At 64.4% G+C, this 16,513-nt stretch carries 15 protein-coding genes and 1 pseudogene; 10 read left to right on the forward strand and 6 right to left on the reverse strand.

Going from position 1 to position 16,513, the window contains the following annotated elements; genetic code table 11:
* Positions 1-118: 118 nt before the first annotated feature.
* The 4 genes from hprK to ilvA form a co-directional block, all read right to left on the reverse strand.
* Positions 119-1,054 (reverse strand): HPr(Ser) kinase/phosphatase, encoded by a 936-nt coding sequence (gene hprK, locus GTP90_RS31635; protein ID WP_008444515.1) that lies wholly within the window; start codon positions 1,052-1,054, stop codon positions 119-121.
* A 66-nt stretch (positions 1,055-1,120) separates the two neighbouring features.
* On the reverse strand, positions 1,121-1,603 hold the full coding sequence (locus GTP90_RS31640) for a PTS sugar transporter subunit IIA (protein ID WP_161087239.1): 483 nt from the start codon (positions 1,601-1,603) through the stop codon (positions 1,121-1,123).
* Between the two features lie 340 nt (positions 1,604-1,943).
* Positions 1,944-2,777: an NADPH-dependent 7-cyano-7-deazaguanine reductase QueF gene (gene queF, locus GTP90_RS31645; RefSeq protein ID WP_161087240.1), complete on the reverse strand. Its 834-nt coding sequence runs from the start codon at positions 2,775-2,777 to the stop codon at positions 1,944-1,946.
* A 62-nt stretch (positions 2,778-2,839) separates the two neighbouring features.
* Positions 2,840-4,375 (reverse strand): threonine ammonia-lyase, biosynthetic, encoded by a 1,536-nt coding sequence (gene ilvA / locus GTP90_RS31650; RefSeq protein WP_161087241.1) that lies wholly within the window; start codon positions 4,373-4,375, stop codon positions 2,840-2,842.
* A 178-nt stretch (positions 4,376-4,553) separates the two neighbouring features.
* Between ilvA and GTP90_RS31655 the strand changes: the two genes are divergently transcribed.
* The 4 genes from GTP90_RS31655 to GTP90_RS31670 all read left to right on the forward strand — a co-directional run bounded on the left by GTP90_RS31655 (position 4,554) and on the right by GTP90_RS31670 (position 10,134).
* A complete protein-coding gene (locus GTP90_RS31655; RefSeq protein WP_161087242.1) occupies positions 4,554-5,045 on the forward strand; it encodes a YqaA family protein in 492 nt (163 codons plus the stop codon).
* Between the two features lie 224 nt (positions 5,046-5,269).
* Positions 5,270-9,277, forward strand: a complete 4,008-nt coding sequence (locus tag GTP90_RS31660) for a DUF3683 domain-containing protein (protein ID WP_161087251.1) — start codon at positions 5,270-5,272, stop codon at positions 9,275-9,277.
* Positions 9,277-9,705 carry an HIT family protein gene (locus GTP90_RS31665; protein WP_161087243.1) on the forward strand — a complete coding sequence of 143 codons (429 nt, stop codon included), beginning with the start codon at positions 9,277-9,279 and terminating at the stop codon, positions 9,703-9,705. Before GTP90_RS31660 ends, GTP90_RS31665 begins: the two co-directional genes overlap by 1 nt.
* A gap of 3 nt (positions 9,706-9,708) precedes the next feature.
* Positions 9,709-10,134 carry a gamma-butyrobetaine hydroxylase family protein gene (locus GTP90_RS31670; protein WP_161087244.1) on the forward strand — a complete coding sequence of 142 codons (426 nt, stop codon included), beginning with the start codon at positions 9,709-9,711 and terminating at the stop codon, positions 10,132-10,134.
* Position 10,135: 1 nt separating this feature from the next.
* On the opposite strand, the gene GTP90_RS31675 is transcribed toward GTP90_RS31670, so the two are convergent.
* Entirely contained in the window at positions 10,136-10,441 is a 306-nt protein-coding gene (locus GTP90_RS31675) for a hypothetical protein (protein WP_161087245.1), read from the reverse strand.
* On the reverse strand, positions 10,395-10,916 hold the full coding sequence (locus GTP90_RS31680; RefSeq protein WP_161087246.1) for a PIN domain-containing protein: 522 nt from the start codon (positions 10,914-10,916) through the stop codon (positions 10,395-10,397). Before GTP90_RS31680 ends, GTP90_RS31675 begins: the two co-directional genes overlap by 47 nt.
* 131 nt (positions 10,917-11,047) lie before the next feature.
* Here GTP90_RS31680 and GTP90_RS31685 point away from each other — a divergent pair, with 131 nt between their 5' ends.
* The 6 genes and pseudogenes from GTP90_RS31685 to GTP90_RS31710 all read left to right on the forward strand — a co-directional run.
* On the forward strand, positions 11,048-12,346 hold the full coding sequence (locus tag GTP90_RS31685; protein ID WP_161087247.1) for an alpha/beta hydrolase family protein: 1,299 nt from the start codon (positions 11,048-11,050) through the stop codon (positions 12,344-12,346).
* Between the two features lie 40 nt (positions 12,347-12,386).
* Positions 12,387-13,121: a bifunctional demethylmenaquinone methyltransferase/2-methoxy-6-polyprenyl-1,4-benzoquinol methylase UbiE gene (gene ubiE, locus GTP90_RS31690; RefSeq protein ID WP_117014382.1), complete on the forward strand. Its 735-nt coding sequence runs from the start codon at positions 12,387-12,389 to the stop codon at positions 13,119-13,121.
* A gap of 13 nt (positions 13,122-13,134) precedes the next feature.
* Positions 13,135-14,052 carry a Tim44 domain-containing protein gene (locus GTP90_RS31695; RefSeq protein WP_161087248.1) on the forward strand — a complete coding sequence of 306 codons (918 nt, stop codon included), beginning with the start codon at positions 13,135-13,137 and terminating at the stop codon, positions 14,050-14,052.
* 91 nt (positions 14,053-14,143) lie between these two features.
* The gene (locus tag GTP90_RS31700) at positions 14,144-14,746 is read left to right on the forward strand and encodes a ubiquinone biosynthesis accessory factor UbiJ (RefSeq protein WP_161087249.1); all 603 of its coding nucleotides are present in this window, start codon (positions 14,144-14,146) and stop codon (positions 14,744-14,746) included.
* Positions 14,743-16,311 carry a ubiquinone biosynthesis regulatory protein kinase UbiB gene (ubiB, locus tag GTP90_RS31705; RefSeq protein ID WP_161087250.1) on the forward strand — a complete coding sequence of 523 codons (1,569 nt, stop codon included), beginning with the start codon at positions 14,743-14,745 and terminating at the stop codon, positions 16,309-16,311. Before GTP90_RS31700 ends, ubiB begins: the two co-directional genes overlap by 4 nt.
* A gap of 2 nt (positions 16,312-16,313) precedes the next feature.
* A pseudogene (locus GTP90_RS31710) lies at positions 16,314-16,513 on the forward strand (TPMT family class I SAM-dependent methyltransferase); the annotation flags it as partial.

Consider the following 16,513-nt stretch of genomic DNA (forward strand, 5'->3'; position numbering starts at 1 on the left):
TGGCCGCCGTCGGCGTCGATGTGACGGCGCTCGCTTGCGCGCTGTTGTTCGCCCATGCGGCGCGCCTGGCCGCGCGCCGCGCCCGGCACGGGCCGGCCGACAGCGTGTGGGCGGCTGCTTAGTCCCCGCTCATGGCCTGTCGTTGCCGTTCCATGAATTCCTGCAGCGTGTCGATGCCGCGCAGTTGCAGGATGGTGTTGCGCACGGCGGCCTCCAGCAGTACCGCGATGTTGCGCCCGGCCGCCACCGGGATCACCACCTTGCGGATCGGCAGGCCCAGCACGTCCTCGGTCGGGAACTGGAACGGCAGGCGCTCCACTTCCTCGTCGGCCGCGCCGCGCCGCACCAGGTGCACGATCAGCTTCAGCCGCATCTTGCGGCGCACGGCGGTCTCGCCGAAGATGGCCTTGATGTCCAGCAGCCCCAGCCCGCGCACTTCCAGCAGGTTCTGCAGCAGCGCCGGGCAGCGGCCCTCGATCATGTTCGGCGCGATGCGCGAGAACTCCACCGCGTCGTCGGCCACCAGGCCGTGCGAACGCGAGATCAGCTCCAGGCCCAGCTCGCTCTTGCCGAGGCCGGAGTCGCCGGTGATCAGCACGCCCACGCCCAGTACGTCCATGAACACGCCGTGCATGATGATGCGCTGGGCCAGCTTCTTGGACAGGTAGACGCGCAGGAAGTCGATCACCTGCGCGGCCGGCAGCGGCGTCGAGAACAGCGGGATGTTTTTCTCGTCGCAGATGGCGAGGATGTCGGGCGGCGTCTCCAGCCCCTGCGCGATGATCAGCGCCGGCGGGCCGCCGGCGATCAGCTCGCCGATGACGTGGGCGCGCGTCAGCGATTTCAAACGCTGGTAGTAGTTGATTTCCTGGTGCCCGAAGACCTGGATGCGGCCCGGGTGGATGGTGTTCAGGTGGCCGACCTGGTCGGCGGCCGAGGCCACGTCGCCGGAGATCAGGCGCTCGCCGCCGGGGAAGCCGGCGAACCAGCCGAGCTGCAAACTTTCGCGATTGTCGTCGTAGAGGCGTTGGATCGTCAGCGGAGTTTGCAGCATGGGTCGTCTTTACATAAGGATGAACTGAAGCTTAGTTTAACCCATAGTCCGGCGACCCTGACAATCTCACCCCGCCGCCTGCAGGCTGGGCACCCAGTTGATGATGCGCGCATGGACCGATTTCGGATCGGCGTCCGTGCTCAGCGCGGTGCGGAAGGCGTCGTCGGAGAACATCTCGGCGATCTCGGACAGGATCTCCAGGTGCTGCTGGGTGACGTGGTCCGGGATCAGCAGGAAGAACAGCAGGTTGACCGGCTTGCCGTCGGGCGATTCGAACGGAATCGGCTCGGCCAGGCGCACGAAGGCGGCCAGCGGCGTCTTCAGGCTCTTCATGCCCTTGATGCGGCCGTGCGGCACGGCGACGCCATGGCCCAGCCCGGTCGAACCCAGGCGCTCGCGCGCGAACAGGTTGTCCGACACGGTGGAGCGGGCGATGCCGCAGTTGTTTTCGAAGATCAGGCCGGCCTGCTCGAAAGCGCGCTTCTTGCTGGACACTTCCAGATCGAGCTGCACGTTTTCCAGTGAGAGTATTTTGCTAAGGTTATTCATAACGCGACATAAAATGTTGCAACGCACAAAGGTGGCATGCGAGCAGAATTATAGGCTGGTTTCTGCGCCATGTAACATGAAATCGCTCACGCCGGTCGTTGTGTTTATGCCAGCCCGCCGGCGCGCGGGCTGGGCTGTATTTGCAGCAAAGAAAGGAATCGCTATTTCTGAGTAGGAATCACGGAAAACGCCGGTTTTTCGCCAGGGTCCGGGGCGAATTTCCGATTATTTGCGCGTTTTCCGGCCGGTGTGGCCAAATGGCGCGCTGTTGCGTGCAACCGCGCCCCATGCGCCTATCATACGCCTGATTTTTCCCGTTTGATTGGAAAAAGTGCCAGACCTATTGTCGTGCGCCACGAAGATTGGACGGCTTCTGGGCGCTGCTGAAGTTGCTGCGCCAGGGGTTGATGTCGAGCCCGCCGCGCCGCGTGTAGCGGGCGTACACCGACAATTGCTGGGGCTGGCACTGGCGCAGGATGTCGGTGAAGATGCGCTCCACGCACTGCTCGTGGAACTCGTTGTGCTCGCGGAAGCCGATCAGGTAGCGCAGCAGGCTTTCCTGGTCGATCTGCGGGCCGGCGTAGTGGATCTGCACGCTGGCCCAGTCCGGCTGGCCGGTGACCAGGCAGTTCGACTTGAGCAGGTGCGACACCAGCTTCTCCTCGACCGGCTCCTCGTCCAGCGCGGCCTTGAGCAGCTCCGGCGCCGGGCTGTAGTGGTCGACGTCGATGTCCAGGCGGTCCAGCAGCAGGCCGTCGAGCTCGCCCATCTCCACCATGCCGAATTCCTCCGGCTGGGTCAGCGAGATGTGGACGCTGGCGCCGAAGCCGTTCGACAAGTCCTGCTGCAGCAGCTGCTTGAGCGCGACCACGCTGTCGAGGCGGGTCTGGTTGAAGGAGTTCAGGTACAGCTTGAAGGACTTCGATTCGATGATGTTGGGCGAATCGGCCGGCACCGTGATGCGGGCGATCGCCACCTGCGGCTTGCCGCGCGTGTTCAGCCACGAGATCTCGTAGGCGTTCCAGATGTCGACGCCGAAGAAGGGCAGGGTGCCGGTCAGGCCCAGCTCGTCGCGCTTGCCTTGGCGCGGGATCGGGAACAGCAGCTCCGGCGCGTAGTCGGTGCGGTAGGCGGAGGTTTTTCCCAGCGGGGACAAGTCGGCGGTGTTGGTCATGGCGGTCTGTGTGATTCGGTGAAGGACGGCATGGTAGCGCAAACCATGCCGTCGTGCTGCGCTTAGCCCAGGAACAGCTTGTACACGGGATTGGCGCTCTCATCCCAGTAGCGGTAGCCCAGCGTGGTGAGGAATTGCGCGAACTGGTCCATTTCCTCCGGCGGCACCTGCAGGCCGATCAGGATGCGGCCGACGTCGCCGCCCTGGCTGCGGTAGTGGCATAGCGAGATGTTCCAGTTCGGCGCCATCGAATTGAGGAAGCGCATCAGCGCGCCCGGGCGCTCGGGGAATTCGAAACGATACAGCAACTCGTCCTTGGCCAGCGCGCTCTTGCCGCCCACCAGGTGGCGGATGTGGGCCTTGGCCAGCTCGTCGTGGGTCAGGTCCAGCGTCTTGAAGTCGTGCTGCTCGAAGGTGCGCGCCAGCGCGCCCGACTCGCCGCGGTCGGCGATCTGCACGCCGCAGAACACATGGGCCTCGTCCTTGTCGCTGATGCGGTAGTTGAACTCGGTGACGTTGCGCGGGCCGACCAGCGCGCAGAAGCGCTTGAAGCTGCCGCGCTGTTCCGGCAGCGTGACGGCGAACACCGCCTCGCGCGCCTCGCCCAGCTCGGCGCGTTCGGCCACGAAGCGCAGGCGGTCGAAGTTCATGTTGGCGCCGCTGGCGATGGTGACCAGCGTCTCGTTCCGGACCGGGTCCTTGGTCAGCGCGGCGCGCTCGACATAGGCCTTGGCGCCGGCGATGGCCAGCGCGCCGGACGGCTCCAGGATCGAGCGGGTGTCGCTGAACACGTCCTTGATGGCCGCGCTGATGGCGTCGGTGTCGACCAGGATGATGTCGTCCACATACTGCTGCACTAGGCGGAACGTTTCCTCGCCGGCCAGGCGCACCGCCGTGCCGTCGGCGAACAGGCCCACGTCCGACAGCGTCACGCGCTCGCCGGCCTTGACGCTGCGCGCCATGGCGTCGGAGTCCAGGCTCTGCACGCCGATGATCTTGATGTCAGGGCGGATCTGCTTGACATAGGCGGCGATGCCGGAGATCAGGCCGCCGCCGCCGATCGGCACGAAGATCGCGTGGATGGGGCCGGAGTGCTGGCGCAGGATCTCCATGCCGATGGTGCCCTGGCCGGCGATCACATCGGGATCGTCGAACGGGTGGACGAAGGTCAGTTTCTGTTCCTGCTCCAGCAGCAGCGCGTGGTTGTAGGCATCGGTATAGGACTCGCCGTGCAGTACCACCTCGACATCGGCGCCGCCGCGCGCCTTGACCGCCTCCACCTTCACCTGCGGCGTGGTGGTCGGCATCACGATGACCGCGCGGCAGCCCATGCGCGCTGCCGACAGCGCCACGCCCTGGGCGTGGTTGCCGGCCGAAGCGCAGATCACGCCGCGCTTGCGCTGGGCCTCGCTCAGGTGGGCCATCTTGTTGTAGGCGCCGCGAATCTTGAAGCTGAACACGCTCTGCATGTCCTCGCGCTTGAAGTAAATTCGGTTCTCGAAGCGCTGCGACAGGGTCGGCGCGAGTTCCAGCGGGGTTTCAGTAGCGACGTCGTAGACGCGCGCGGTCAGGATTTTCTTCAGATAGTCGATAGTCATGGTCTGCAAACATAGTGATTCCGGGATGGGCGTTGCTCGTTCAGTGCTAACTATCCGGCGTGTGACCGGGTGAAGCAGGGGCGCGGGCCGCGCGCGGATGGGCGGGCGACCGGACTGTTCAATCGTGCGGTGTGCGACTCATTATAATGGACACCTTTCCTTCCGCTCAAAGAAACCGATGATCGAATCTGCAATCACCTGGCTGCTGCACCTGTTGGCGGCGCCGGAAGTGGGCCTGACTTCGGTCTTTATCATCAGCCTGGTCTCGGCCACGCTGGTGCCGCTGGGCTCGGAACCGGCGGTGTTTGCCGTCGTCAAGGCCAATCCGGCCATGTTCTGGAGCGTGATCGCCGTCGCCACCATCGGCAACACGCTGGGCGGCGCCATCGATTACTGGATGGGCTACCAGGCCAAGCAATCCTTCGCCAAGGAGCGCAAGAGCCGCTGGTTCCACTGGCTGGAGCGCTACGGCGCCAAGACCATGCTGCTGGCCTGGCTGCCCGGCATCGGCGATCCGCTGTGCACCCTGGGCGGCTGGCTGAAGCTGCCTTTCTGGCCCAGCATCGCCTACATGGCGGTCGGAAAACTGCTGCGCTACCTGACCATGACCTCGCTGCTGTTGTACGTGCCGGACGGGGTTTGGCACCGGATCGGCCAATTGCTCGGCTAATTTGGTGCAAGCTATCATATTGCCATACGCGCCAGAGGATGAATTTCGTTCAGTTTTGTAAGGGCTGTTTATCCGTTATTGCCAAGAAAAGCCGGAATTTGCAAATTTTTGGTGGGTTGTTGACAACCCGATAGTCCCTCGGCCGCCTAAGGCTGTTCCGGCGTGGTGCGCCGCAATACGATAGAATGACCCTCCCGGGTTCAGTCTACATGTCCAATTTCACAATGAATGCCCCTGCACAAATCCAAGCTTTGCTGGCGGAAACGCCCCACGGTCCCGAGGCCACGCGCCTTCGTGAAATTCCTTACAACTACACGTCGTTTTCCGATCGCGAGATCGTCATCCGGCTGCTGGGCGAGGAGTCGTGGAGCTTGCTGGATGCCCTGCGCGGCGCCCGCCAGACCGGCCGTTCGGCGCGCATGCTGTACGAGGTGCTGGGCGATATCTGGGCCGTCCGCCGCAATCCCTACCTGCAGGACGACATGCTGGACAACCCGAAGCGCCGCCAGGAACTGATCGACGCGCTGCATCACCGCCTGGCCGAGGTGGACAAGCGCCGCCTGACGGTGGACGACACCGGCGACGACGCCGCGCGCGAACGCAGCCTCAACGTCGCCAAGCTGCTGCGCGCGGCCGGCAAGGCGGTGGCCGACTTCGGCGAGGAATTCAAGCAGGTCTACGATCTGCGCAAGCGCACCTACAAGGTGCTGGGCCGCTACACCGACAAGCACAACATCTGCTTCGACGGCATGAAGCGCATCTCGCACGTGACCGACGCCACCGACTGGCGCGTCGAGTATCCGTTCGTGGTGCTGACCCCGAACACCGAGGAAGAAATGGCCGGCCTGGTCAAAGGCTGTATCGAGCTGGGGCTGACCATCATCCCGCGCGGCGGCGGCACCGGCTACACCGGCGGCGCGATCCCGCTGACGCCGATGTCGGCCGTGATCAACACCGAGAAGCTGCTCAACATGGGCGCGGTGGAAATGAAGGTGCTGCCCGGCCTGGACCGCGAATACGCAACCATCTACACCGGCGCCGGCGTCATCACCAACAAGGTGTCGGAAGCGGCCGAGAAGGCCGGCTTCGTGTTCGCGGTTGATCCGACCTCGGCCCACGCCTCCTGCATCGGCGGCAATATCGCGATGAACGCGGGCGGCAAGAAGGCCGTGCTGTGGGGCACGGCGCTGGACAACCTGGCCTCGTGGCGCATGGTCGACCCGAACGGCGACTGGCTGGAAGTCACGCGCCTCGACCACAACCTGTCGAAGATCCACGACACGCCGCTGGCCCGCTTCAAGCTGGAGTGGACCCATCCGAGCGCGCGCGGCGAAGCCAAGGGCGAGCCGTTCAAGACCGAGCTGCTGGAAATCGAAGGCCGCAAGTTCCGCAAGGAAGGCCTGGGCAAGGACGTGACCGACAAATTCCTGGCCGGCCTGCCGGGCATCCAGAAAGAGGGCTGCGACGGCCTGATCACCTCGGGCCGCTGGATCCTGCACAAGATGCCGAAGTTCGCCCGCACCGTCTGCCTGGAGTTCTTCGGCCAGGCGCGCGACGCGATTCCATCGATCGTTGAAATCAAGGATTACCTGGACGGCCTGCCGGCCAAGGGCGAGCAGTTCAGCACGCTGCGCCTGGCTGGCCTGGAGCATCTGGACGAGCGCTACCTGCGCGCGGTCGGCTACGCCACCAAGTCCAAGCGCGGCGTGCTGCCGAAGATGGCGCTGTTCGGCGACATCGTCGGCGACGATGAAAACGCGGTCGCCATGGCCGCCTCCGAAGTGGTCCGCATCGCCAACACCCGCGTGGGCGAAGGCTTCGTGGCCGTCAGCCCGGAAGCGCGCAAGAAATTCTGGCTGGACCGCGCCCGCACCGCCGCCATCGCCAAGCACACCAACGCCTTCAAGATCAACGAAGACGTGGTCATCCCATTGAACCGCATGGGCGAGTACACCGACGGCATCGAGCGCATCAACATCGAACTGTCGATCAAGAACAAGCTGCAGCTGGCCGATGAGCTGCAGCAGTTCTTCGCCGCCGGCAATCTGCCGATCGGCAAGAGCGACGACGCCGACGACGCCGTGGGCGACGCCGAAATGCTGGGCGACCGTGAGCAGCAAGCGCAAGCGCTGCTGACGCAAGTGAAGGCGCGCTGGACCTTCCTGCTGTCCGAGCTGGACAAGCCGCTGACCGCCGTCAGCGCGCAACTGGCCGAGCTGGGCCTGGAGCGCCTGCTGCCGGTGTTCGAGGAACGCCTGAAGACCCAGCCGGACGCCACCTTGTTCGACGTGGTGCAGGACCGCACTATCCGCATCACGTGGAAGCAGGAAATCCGCGCGCAGCTGCGCCAGATCTTCAACGGCGCCGCCTACAAGCTGATCCTGGACGAAGCGACCGCCATCCACAAGCGCGTGCTGCGCGGCCGCGTGTTCGTGGCGCTGCACATGCACGCCGGCGACGGCAACGTCCACACCAACCTGCCAGTGAACTCGGACCACTACGAGATGCTGCAACTGGCGCACCAGGCCGTCGCGCGCATCATGACGCTGGCCCGTTCGCTCAACGGCGTGATCTCGGGCGAGCACGGCATCGGCATCACCAAGCTGGAGTTCCTGACCGAAGAAGAGATCGGCCCGTTCCGCGACTACAAGATGCGCGTCGACCCGGAAGGCCGCTTCAACAAGGGCAAGCTGCTGAACCTGGCCGGCATGGAAGCCGATTTGTCCAACGCCTACACGCCGTCGTTCGGCCTGATGGGCCACGAATCGCTGATCATGCAGCAAAGCGATATCGGCGAGATCGCCAACAGCGTCAAGGACTGCCTGCGCTGCGGCAAGTGCAAGCCTGTCTGTTCTACGCATGTCCCGCGCGCCAACCTGCTGTACTCGCCGCGCGACAAGATCCTCGCGACCTCGTCGCTGATCGAAGCCTTCCTGTACGAAGAGCAGACCCGCCGCGGCATCTCGATCAAGCACTGGGAAGAATTCGAGGACGTGGCCGACCACTGCACGGTCTGCCATAAATGCGTGACCCCATGTCCGGTCAACATCGACTTCGGCGACGTGTCGATGAACATGCGCAACCTGCTGCGCAAGATGGACAAGAAGAGCTTCAATCCCGGCAAGTCGGCAGCGATGTTCTTCCTCAACGCCACCGATCCGGCCACCATCAACGCCACCCGCGCGGCGATGGTGGGCATCGGCTACAAGGCCCAGCGCCTGGGCAACGACTTGCTGAAGAAATTCGCCAAGAAGCAGACCAAGGCGCCGCCGCCGACCGTGGGCAAGCCCAAGGTGCGTGAGCAGGTGATCCACTTCATCAACAAGAAGATGCCGGGCGGCCTGCCGAAAAAGACCGCGCGCGCCTTGCTGGACATCGAGGACGACAAGGTCATCCCGATCATCCGCAATCCCAAGGCCACCAATGCCGACACGGAAGCGGTGTTCTACTTCCCGGGCTGCGGCTCGGAGCGCCTGTTCTCGCAGGTGGGCCTGGCCACGCAGGCCATGCTGTGGGAAGTGGGCGTGCAGACCGTGCTGCCGCCGGGCTACCTGTGCTGCGGTTATCCGCAGCGCGGCTCGGGCGAGTACGACAAGGCCGAGAAGATGATGACCGATAACCGCGTGCTGTTCCACCGCATGGCGAATACGCTCAACTATCTGGACATCAAGACCGTGCTGGTCTCGTGCGGCACCTGCTACGACCAGCTGGCGACCTACGAGTTCGACAAGATCTTCCCGGGCTGCCGCATCATGGACATCCATGAGTACCTGATGGAGAAGCAGGTCAAGCTGGAAGGCGTGACCGGCACGCGCTATATGTACCACGAGCCTTGCCACACGCCGATGAAGATGCAGGAGGCGACCAAGACCGTCAACTCGCTGATCCAGACGCACGACAACGTCAAGATCGAGAAGAACGACCGCTGCTGCGGCGATTCGGGCACGCTGATGATCGCGCGTCCCGACATCTCGACGCAGGTGCGCTTCCGCAAGGAAGAGGAAGTCATCAAGGGCGCGGACAAGCTGCGCGCCGACGGCTTCGAGGGCGAGGTGAAGATCCTGACCAGCTGCCCGGCCTGCCTGGGCGGCGTGTCGCGCTACAGCGAGGATGCGGGCACGACAGCCGACTACATCGTGGTCGAGATCGCCAAGCATCTGCTGGGCGAGAACTGGATGGCCGATTACGTCAAGCGCGCCAACGACGGCGGCATCGAGCGGGTGCTGGTGTAATGGCCTGCGACCTGTGCAAGCTGCTGGCGGCGCCGGGCGCGGCGTTGGTCTGGGGCGATAATCAGCTGTCGGTGGTCGCCGTGGACGAGGCCGAGTATCCCGGCTTCACGCGGGTGGTGTGGAACGCCCACGTCAAGGAAATGACCGACCTGTCGCCGGCCGAACGCAGTCGCGTGATGGAAGTGGTGTGGGCGGTCGAGTCCGCACAGCGCGCGGTGATGGCGCCGGAAAAGATCAACCTGGCCAGCTTTGGCAACATGACGCCGCACGTGCACTGGCATGTGATCCCGCGCTACGTGGACGACGCGCACTTCCCGAACCCGACCTGGGCTGTTGCGCAGCGCGCGTCGGCGCCGGAGGTGCTGGCCGCGCGCCGCGCGCTGCTGCCGGCCCTGCACGCGGCGATCATCGAACGTTTGAAAGCATAAATCATGAGCAAGCAACCGACCGGCCTGACCGTTCACAACAAATCCAAAATGCTGGATATCGAATTTGACGATGGCGCCTCGTTCTCGATTCCGTTCGAGCTGCTGCGCGTTTATTCGCCGTCGGCCGAGGTGAAGGGGCACGGGGAAGGGCAGGAGGTGCTGCAAGTGGGCAAGCGCGAAGTGGGCATCGCGGCGATGGACCCGGTGGGCAACTACGCGGTGCAGCCGACCTTCACCGACGGCCACAACACCGGCTTGTACACCTGGGACTACCTGTACAAGCTGGGCAACGAGAAAGACGCCTTGTGGGCCAACTACATGGATCGCCTGCACGCATCGGGCTTCGAAGGCGACAGCGGCCGCGAAACCGGCGTCACGCTGACCGGCCCCGGTGGACAGAACCACAAGGGCTGTGGCCACAAGCATTGAGTCAGTAAGTGATCTCTTCGCGATAGATGTAGGCAAAGATGGCGCGTAGGCGCGGCGAGAACTTTCTAAGTGCATCCACGTTCACACTGGGTGCGGGCCGTGGCCCGGCACCCGGATGCATATGCTGCCACACTTCTTCCGATGTCAAGGACTGGCTGCACCAGTCCTTGTGGCGCTCCCTGAATTCCGCCCGTCTTTGCTCATCGCGCAGCATTTGCGCATGTAGCTCGTCTATTTCCGATTTGGTTTGCTTATCCAGTTCAGGAAATTCCAAATCGGCCGGGATCTCCTTGCCATAAATTTTCATGACTGTTCTCCATTAGCTCAAAAGGTGTTACAAGTTCTGGCAGGATCAAGTCGTTCGGCACCATCAGAAAGCGAAGCAGCGGCAGCTTGGTCGCGTTAGCAATGTCCTGGCAATTCCAGGTAAGTAAAATATCATTGCGGTTGTGCGCGGCGTAAGCGATGTGCTGAGAGGGGCCGCCCGCCACAGCCTTTAGACCACCGCCCAAAATCAGAAGTTCAGCGAGGCTCTTAATCTGGGCGCTGTCGCGCAGGCGGATCAGAGGCGCAATTGTTTTTAAGCGCATTGCTAGCCGTAGCTGATCGCCTTGTTCCAATTCATCAGCGACCTGATCGGAGACATAAGTCATGCCCGGCACGCGGCGCGTATGCCACCAGAGCTGCGTCAACTGCTGGCAGGCACGGGTGACCGGATTCGGGCTTGGCGGATCGGTCAAGTGCAGAATGACGGACGTATCGAGATAGATGGTGGGTGGCATGGTGGAACCTCCAATGGCTCCAGCCAGATTAGCCCGTCCAGTTGGTTGCGGCTTCGGCTAAATCAAACGGATTTCATCAAGCTGTCACAGCGCCGTGCGATAGTTGGCGGTTTCGCTTGATGGGAGTTGGCATGAGGGATGTTTGCAAAGGATTGATGCTGGCGCTGGCCTTGATCGCCGCGCCTGTGGGCGCCCAGGAATACTTCGGTGATGCGCGGCCAGATGCGCCGGAGCTCGCCGCACGCGGCCCCTTGCCGGTCGGCGTGCGCACGCTGACGGCCGAGCACGCGGACCAGCTCGACATCCTGCGCTACAGCGACACCACTCCCAATCCGCGCTACAGCCGCAAGCTGACGCTGGAAGTCTGGTACCCGGCCCAGCTGCAGCCCGGCCAAAAAGAACATACGGTTTATACCGATGTGCTCGGCTCCGGCCCGAACGATCCGGCCCGCCCCAACACCCCGTTCACCTTCAACGGCCGCGCCGCGCGCGACGCCGCACCGCAGGCCCCGGCCGCCACCGCGCCGGCCGGCGGCTATCCGCTGGTGATCGTCTCGCACGGCTATCCCGGCTCGCGCCTGCAGATGAGCTACCTGACCGAGAACCTCGCCTCCAAAGGCTACATCGTGGTGGCGATCGACCATCCTGAATCGACCCGCGCCGACAAGGCCGGCTTCGCCAGCACGCTGCTGAACCGCGCGCAGGACGACCTGTTCGTGCTGCAAACCGTGGCCGCGTGGAGCCAGCCTGGCAGCGGCAACTTCCTGTCCGGCCTGGTCGACGCCGACAACACCGCCCTGATCGGCTACTCGATGGGCGGCTACGGCGCGCTCAACACGGTCGGCGCCGGCGTCAGCCCGGTGGCGGTGGCGTTCGTCCCCGGCGGCAAGCTGGCCGTCAACCAGCAGGGCAACGCGCAATACGAGGCACGGCGCGATCCGCGCATCAAGGCGGTGGTGGCGTTCGCGCCGTGGGGCGGCGCGCACAAGGTGTGGGAGCCGGCCGGGCTGGCCGGCGTGCGCACGCCGACGCTGTTCGTCAGCGGCGACCAGGACGACGTGGCCGGCTACCAGGACGGCGTGCTGCGCCTGTTCGAGGGCGCCGTCCACGCCGACCGCTACCTGCTGACCTACCAGGGCGGCCGCCACAATTCGGCGCCGAACCCGCCTTCGCCGGCCATGCTGGCCAATTTCGACGACTTCATGTCCTATGCCGAGCCGGTGTGGGACAGCCGCCGCATCAACAACATCAACCAGCATTTCGTCACGGCCTTCCTCGGCATCCACCTCAAGCAGCAGCCGTTCCAGCCCTACCTGGACCTGCCGCCGCTGGGCGCGGACGGCACCATCAAGCCCGATCCGGGCCTGTGGAAGGGTTTTCCCAAGCGTGCTGCGCTGGGACTGGCGTGGCGGCACCTGCCGGCGCAGTAGCGTCTTGTATAATGCAGGCAAACTAACAGGCCTGCCTATCATGACCAATACCACTCACTTCGGTTACAAAACCGTCGCGGAAGACCAGAAGGTCCGCGAAGTCGCCAAGGTTTTCCATTCTGTCGCCGCCAAGTACGACATCATGAACGACGTCATGTCGGCCGGCCTGCACCGCATCTGGAAGATGTTCACCATCGCCAATGCCGGCGTGCGTCCCGGTTTCAAGTGCCTGGACATCGCCGGCGGCACCGGCGACCTGGCCAAGGTGTTCGCCAAGCAAGCCGGTCCGACCGGCGAAGTCTGGCTCACCGACATCAACGAATCGATGCTGCGCGTTGGCCGCGACCGCCTCTTGAATCGCGGCCTGATGACCCCCACCTTGTTGTGCGACGCCGAGAAGCTGCCGTTCCCGGACAATTATTTCGACCGCGTCAGCGTCGCCTTCGGCCTGCGCAACATGACCCACAAGGACCAGGCGCTGGCGGAAATGCGCCGCGTGCTCAAGCCGGGCGGCAAGCTGCTGGTGCTGGAATTCTCCAAGGTGGCCGAGCCGCTGCAGAAGCCGTACGACATCTACTCGTTCAAGGTGCTGCCATGGATGGGCCAGAAGATCGCCGGCGATGCCGAGAGCTATCGCTACCTGGCCGAATCGATCCGCATGCACCCGGACCAGGAAACGCTGAAGACCATGATGGAAGAGGCGGGACTGGAACGCGTCACGTATTACAACCTGACGGCGGGTGTGGCCGCCCTGCACACCGGTATCAAACTGTAATCATAGGAATAGCATGTACATCAAGAAAATCCTGATCGGCGCCGTGCTGGCCGTGTCCGCAATGTCGATGCTGGCCGAGGCGACCGCCCGTCCAATGGGCGGCGGCCGTTCGATCGGACGCCAGTCGCAAAACGTCAGCCGCATGCCGCCGGCCACCGCGCCGCAGCAGGCGCCGCGCCAGGCCGCTCCCGCACCGGCACCAGCCGCTCCGCCGGCTGCGGTGCCGCCGAAGCCGGCCAGCCCGTGGAAGGGTATCCTGGGCGGCGCATTGCTGGGCCTGGGCATCGGCGCCTTGTTCTCGCACTTCGGCCTGGGCGGCGCCATCGGCAGCCTGTTTGGCACGCTGATCATGCTGGCGCTGGTGGGCGGCGTGGTGTTCCTCATCGTCCGCCTGGTCCGTGGCCGCGCCCAGCCGGCGCCGGCCGCGTTTGGCGGCAACGGCGGTGGCAACAATGTGTACCAGATGCAGCCAAGCCGCACGCCGGACATCGGCTCGCGCTTGCAGCCTGAGCCGGTGCAGCAGGCCGCCGCGCCGGTCGCCCACACGCCGTGGGGCGTGCCGGCCGACTTCGATGCGCCGTCCTTCCTGCGCGTGGCCAAGAGTAATTTCATCCGCCTGCAAGCGGCGTGGGACAAGGGCGATTCGGCCGACATCCGCGAATTCACCACCCCCGAGGTGTTTGCCGAGCTGAAAATGCAGATCAGCGAGCGCGGCGCGCAAAAAGATTACACCGACGTCGTCACCATCGACGCCGAGCTGCTGGGCATCGAAACCAGCGAGCAAGATTACCTGGCCAGCGTCAAGTTCACCGGCACCATCAAGCCCGCGCCGGACGCGCTGGCCGAGCCGTTCAACGAGGTGTGGAACCTGTCCAAGCCGGTGTCCGGCGCATCCGGCTGGATGCTGGCTGGCATTCAACAACTTGCGTAATTGCCGTAAATTGCCGGCAAGCTGGTAAGATCAGGACCGCCCGTATTTTCGGGCGGTTTTGTTTTGCGGTTTTTGTTTTCACGGTAAACGAATGACACCACCGAATTTCTCCGCCGCGGCGCCGGCCAGCGCCGCCATCAATCATCTGCTGGCGCAGGAGCCGTGGGCGCGCAAGGAACTGCTGCGCCACGCCGGCAAGATCGCCGCGATCGACACCGGCGCCGTGGTGCTGCGCCTGCGCGTGACGGCCGACGGCATGCTGGAAGCCGCGCCGCCCGAGGAGCCTGCCCGCGTGACCATCCGCGTCAAGCTGTCCGACCTGCCGCTGATCGCGCAGAACCGCGAGCGCGCCTTTTCCTACGTGCAGATCGAGGGCGACGCCGAATTCGCCAACGCCATCTCCAACCTGAGCAAGTCGCTGCGCTGGGAAGCCGAGCACGACCTGGAAAAAGTGGTGGGCCCGATCGCCGCCGTGCGCGCGGTGTCCGGCGCCAGGTCGGTATTCGAGGCGATCAAGACCGGCCACCAGAAGCTGGCCGAGAACGTCGCCGAATTCCTGCTCGATGAAAAACCCGTGCTGATCCGTCCGCAAACGGTGGAAGCTTTCTCGGCCGACGTGGTGCGCCTGCGCGACGACGTCGAACGCGCCGCCAAGCGCCTGGCCAAACTGGAACAGAAATTGGGATCCAAATGATGTTGAAATTCCTACGCCTGCTGAAGATCCTGCGGGTATCGGTGCAGTACGGCCTCGACGAAATCGCCATCTCCGGCCTGAAAAAGCCGCGCATCGCCAAGCTGATCGACACCGTGTTCTTCTGGCGCGACCTGTCCGCGCCGCGCGGCGTGCGCCTGCGCATGGCGCTCGAGGAGCTGGGGCCGATCTTCGTCAAGTTCGGCCAGGTGCTGTCGACCCGCCGCGACCTGATCCCGGGCGACCTGGTCGAGGAACTGTCGCGCCTGCAGGACCGTGTGCCGCCGTTTGATTCCGACCTGGCCGTCGCGCAGATCCGCAAGTCGCTCGGCGCCCACCCGGACCAGCTGTTCGCCCACTTCGAGCGCACGCCAGTGGCGTCGGCCTCGATCGCGCAGGTGCACTTCGCCACGCTCAAGGACGGCAAGCAGGTGGCGGTCAAGGTGCTGCGTCCCGGCATGAAGAAGTCCATCGACGAGGACGTCGCGCTGATGCACATCGCGGCCGAATGGATAGGCCGCATCTGGTCCGACAGCAAGCGCCTCAAGCCGAGGGAAGTGGTCGCCGAGTTCGACAAATACCTGCACGACGAGCTGGACCTGATGCGCGAGGCCGCCAACGCCAGCCAGCTGCGCCGCAACTTCGCCGACTCCCAGCTGCTGCTGGTGCCGGAGATGTACTGGGATTACTGCTCCAGCAGCGTGATCGTCATGGAGCGCATGCACGGCATCCCGGTGTCGCAGATCGACCGCCTGGAAGCGGCCGGCGTGGACCTGAAAAAGCTGTCCAGCGACGGCGTCGAGATCTTCTTCACGCAGGTGTTCCGCGACGGCTTCTTCCATGCCGATATGCATCCGGGGAACATCCTGGTGTCGGTCGATCCGCAAAGCTTCGGCCGCTACATCGCGCTGGACTTCGGCATCGTCGGCACGCTCAACGACTTCGACAAGGACTACCTGTCGCAGAACTTCCTGGCCTTCTTCCGCCGCGACTACAAGCGCGTGGCCGAGGCCCACATCGAGTCCGGCTGGGCGCCCAAGGAAACCCGCGTCGACGAGCTGGAATCCGCCGTGCGCGCCTGCTGCGAACCGATCTTCGACCGGCCGCTGAAGGACATCTCCTTCGGCCAGATCCTGCTGCGCCTGTTCCAGACCTCGCGCCGCTTCAACGTCGAGGTGCAGCCGCAGCTGGTGCTGCTGCAAAAGACGCTGCTCAACATCGAAGGCCTGGGCCGCCAGCTCGATCCCGACCTGGACCTGTGGAAGACCGCCAAGCCCTACCTGGAAAACTGGATGGCCGAGCAGGTCGGCTGGCAGGGCATGTGGCAGCGCCTGAAGGCGGAAGCGCCGCGCTACACCCACGTGCTGCCGCAGCTGCCGCGCCTGCTGCATCGCGCGCTGGAGCAGCAGGGTGAGCGGCCGTCCGATAACGGCGAGCTGATCAAGGTGCTGATCCACGAACAGCAGCGCACCAACCGTTTGCTGAGCCTGGTGATCTACTTCGCCTGCGCGTTCGGTGTCGGCGTGGCCGGCTACCAGCTGTACCTGCGCTGGCATCACTTCGTCTGACCATGGTCGACTTCGCACAGCGCGACCCGGCGTCGCCGGCGTTCTGGGACGAGCGCTTCGAGCGCCAGTTCACGCCCTGGGACCGGGGCGGCGTGCCGCAGGCGCTGCGCGAGTTCGCCGCCGCCAGCGCGCCGCTGGCCACGCTGATACCCGGCTGCGGCTCGGCCTACGAGCTGGCCTTCCTGGCCGGCGCCGGCTGGGA

The organism is Duganella vulcania, from assembly GCF_009857655.1.
In the GTDB taxonomy this organism is placed as follows: domain Bacteria; phylum Pseudomonadota; class Gammaproteobacteria; order Burkholderiales; family Burkholderiaceae_D; genus Rugamonas; species Rugamonas vulcania.

Excerpts from the sequence above, each read along its gene's own strand:
- ubiB (WP_161087250.1), top strand. The coding sequence starts at position 14,743 with ATGATGTTGAAATTCCTACGCCTGCTGAAGATCCTGCGGGTATCGGTG.
- GTP90_RS31640 (WP_161087239.1), bottom strand. The coding sequence starts at position 1,603 with ATGAATAACCTTAGCAAAATACTCTCACTGGAAAACGTGCAGCTCGAT.
- GTP90_RS31670 (WP_161087244.1), top strand. The coding sequence starts at position 9,709 with ATGAGCAAGCAACCGACCGGCCTGACCGTTCACAACAAATCCAAAATG.
- GTP90_RS31695 (WP_161087248.1), top strand. The coding sequence starts at position 13,135 with ATGTACATCAAGAAAATCCTGATCGGCGCCGTGCTGGCCGTGTCCGCA.
- GTP90_RS31685 (WP_161087247.1), top strand. The coding sequence starts at position 11,048 with ATGAGGGATGTTTGCAAAGGATTGATGCTGGCGCTGGCCTTGATCGCC.
- GTP90_RS31665 (WP_161087243.1), top strand. The coding sequence starts at position 9,277 with ATGGCCTGCGACCTGTGCAAGCTGCTGGCGGCGCCGGGCGCGGCGTTG.
- GTP90_RS31675 (WP_161087245.1), bottom strand. The coding sequence starts at position 10,441 with ATGAAAATTTATGGCAAGGAGATCCCGGCCGATTTGGAATTTCCTGAA.
- ilvA (WP_161087241.1), bottom strand. The coding sequence starts at position 4,375 with ATGACTATCGACTATCTGAAGAAAATCCTGACCGCGCGCGTCTACGAC.
- GTP90_RS31655 (WP_161087242.1), top strand. The coding sequence starts at position 4,554 with ATGATCGAATCTGCAATCACCTGGCTGCTGCACCTGTTGGCGGCGCCG.
- queF (WP_161087240.1), bottom strand. The coding sequence starts at position 2,777 with ATGACCAACACCGCCGACTTGTCCCCGCTGGGAAAAACCTCCGCCTAC.
- GTP90_RS31660 (WP_161087251.1), top strand. The coding sequence starts at position 5,270 with ATGAATGCCCCTGCACAAATCCAAGCTTTGCTGGCGGAAACGCCCCAC.
- hprK (WP_008444515.1), bottom strand. The coding sequence starts at position 1,054 with ATGCTGCAAACTCCGCTGACGATCCAACGCCTCTACGACGACAATCGC.
- GTP90_RS31700 (WP_161087249.1), top strand. The coding sequence starts at position 14,144 with ATGACACCACCGAATTTCTCCGCCGCGGCGCCGGCCAGCGCCGCCATC.
- ubiE (WP_117014382.1), top strand. The coding sequence starts at position 12,387 with ATGACCAATACCACTCACTTCGGTTACAAAACCGTCGCGGAAGACCAG.
- GTP90_RS31680 (WP_161087246.1), bottom strand. The coding sequence starts at position 10,916 with ATGCCACCCACCATCTATCTCGATACGTCCGTCATTCTGCACTTGACC.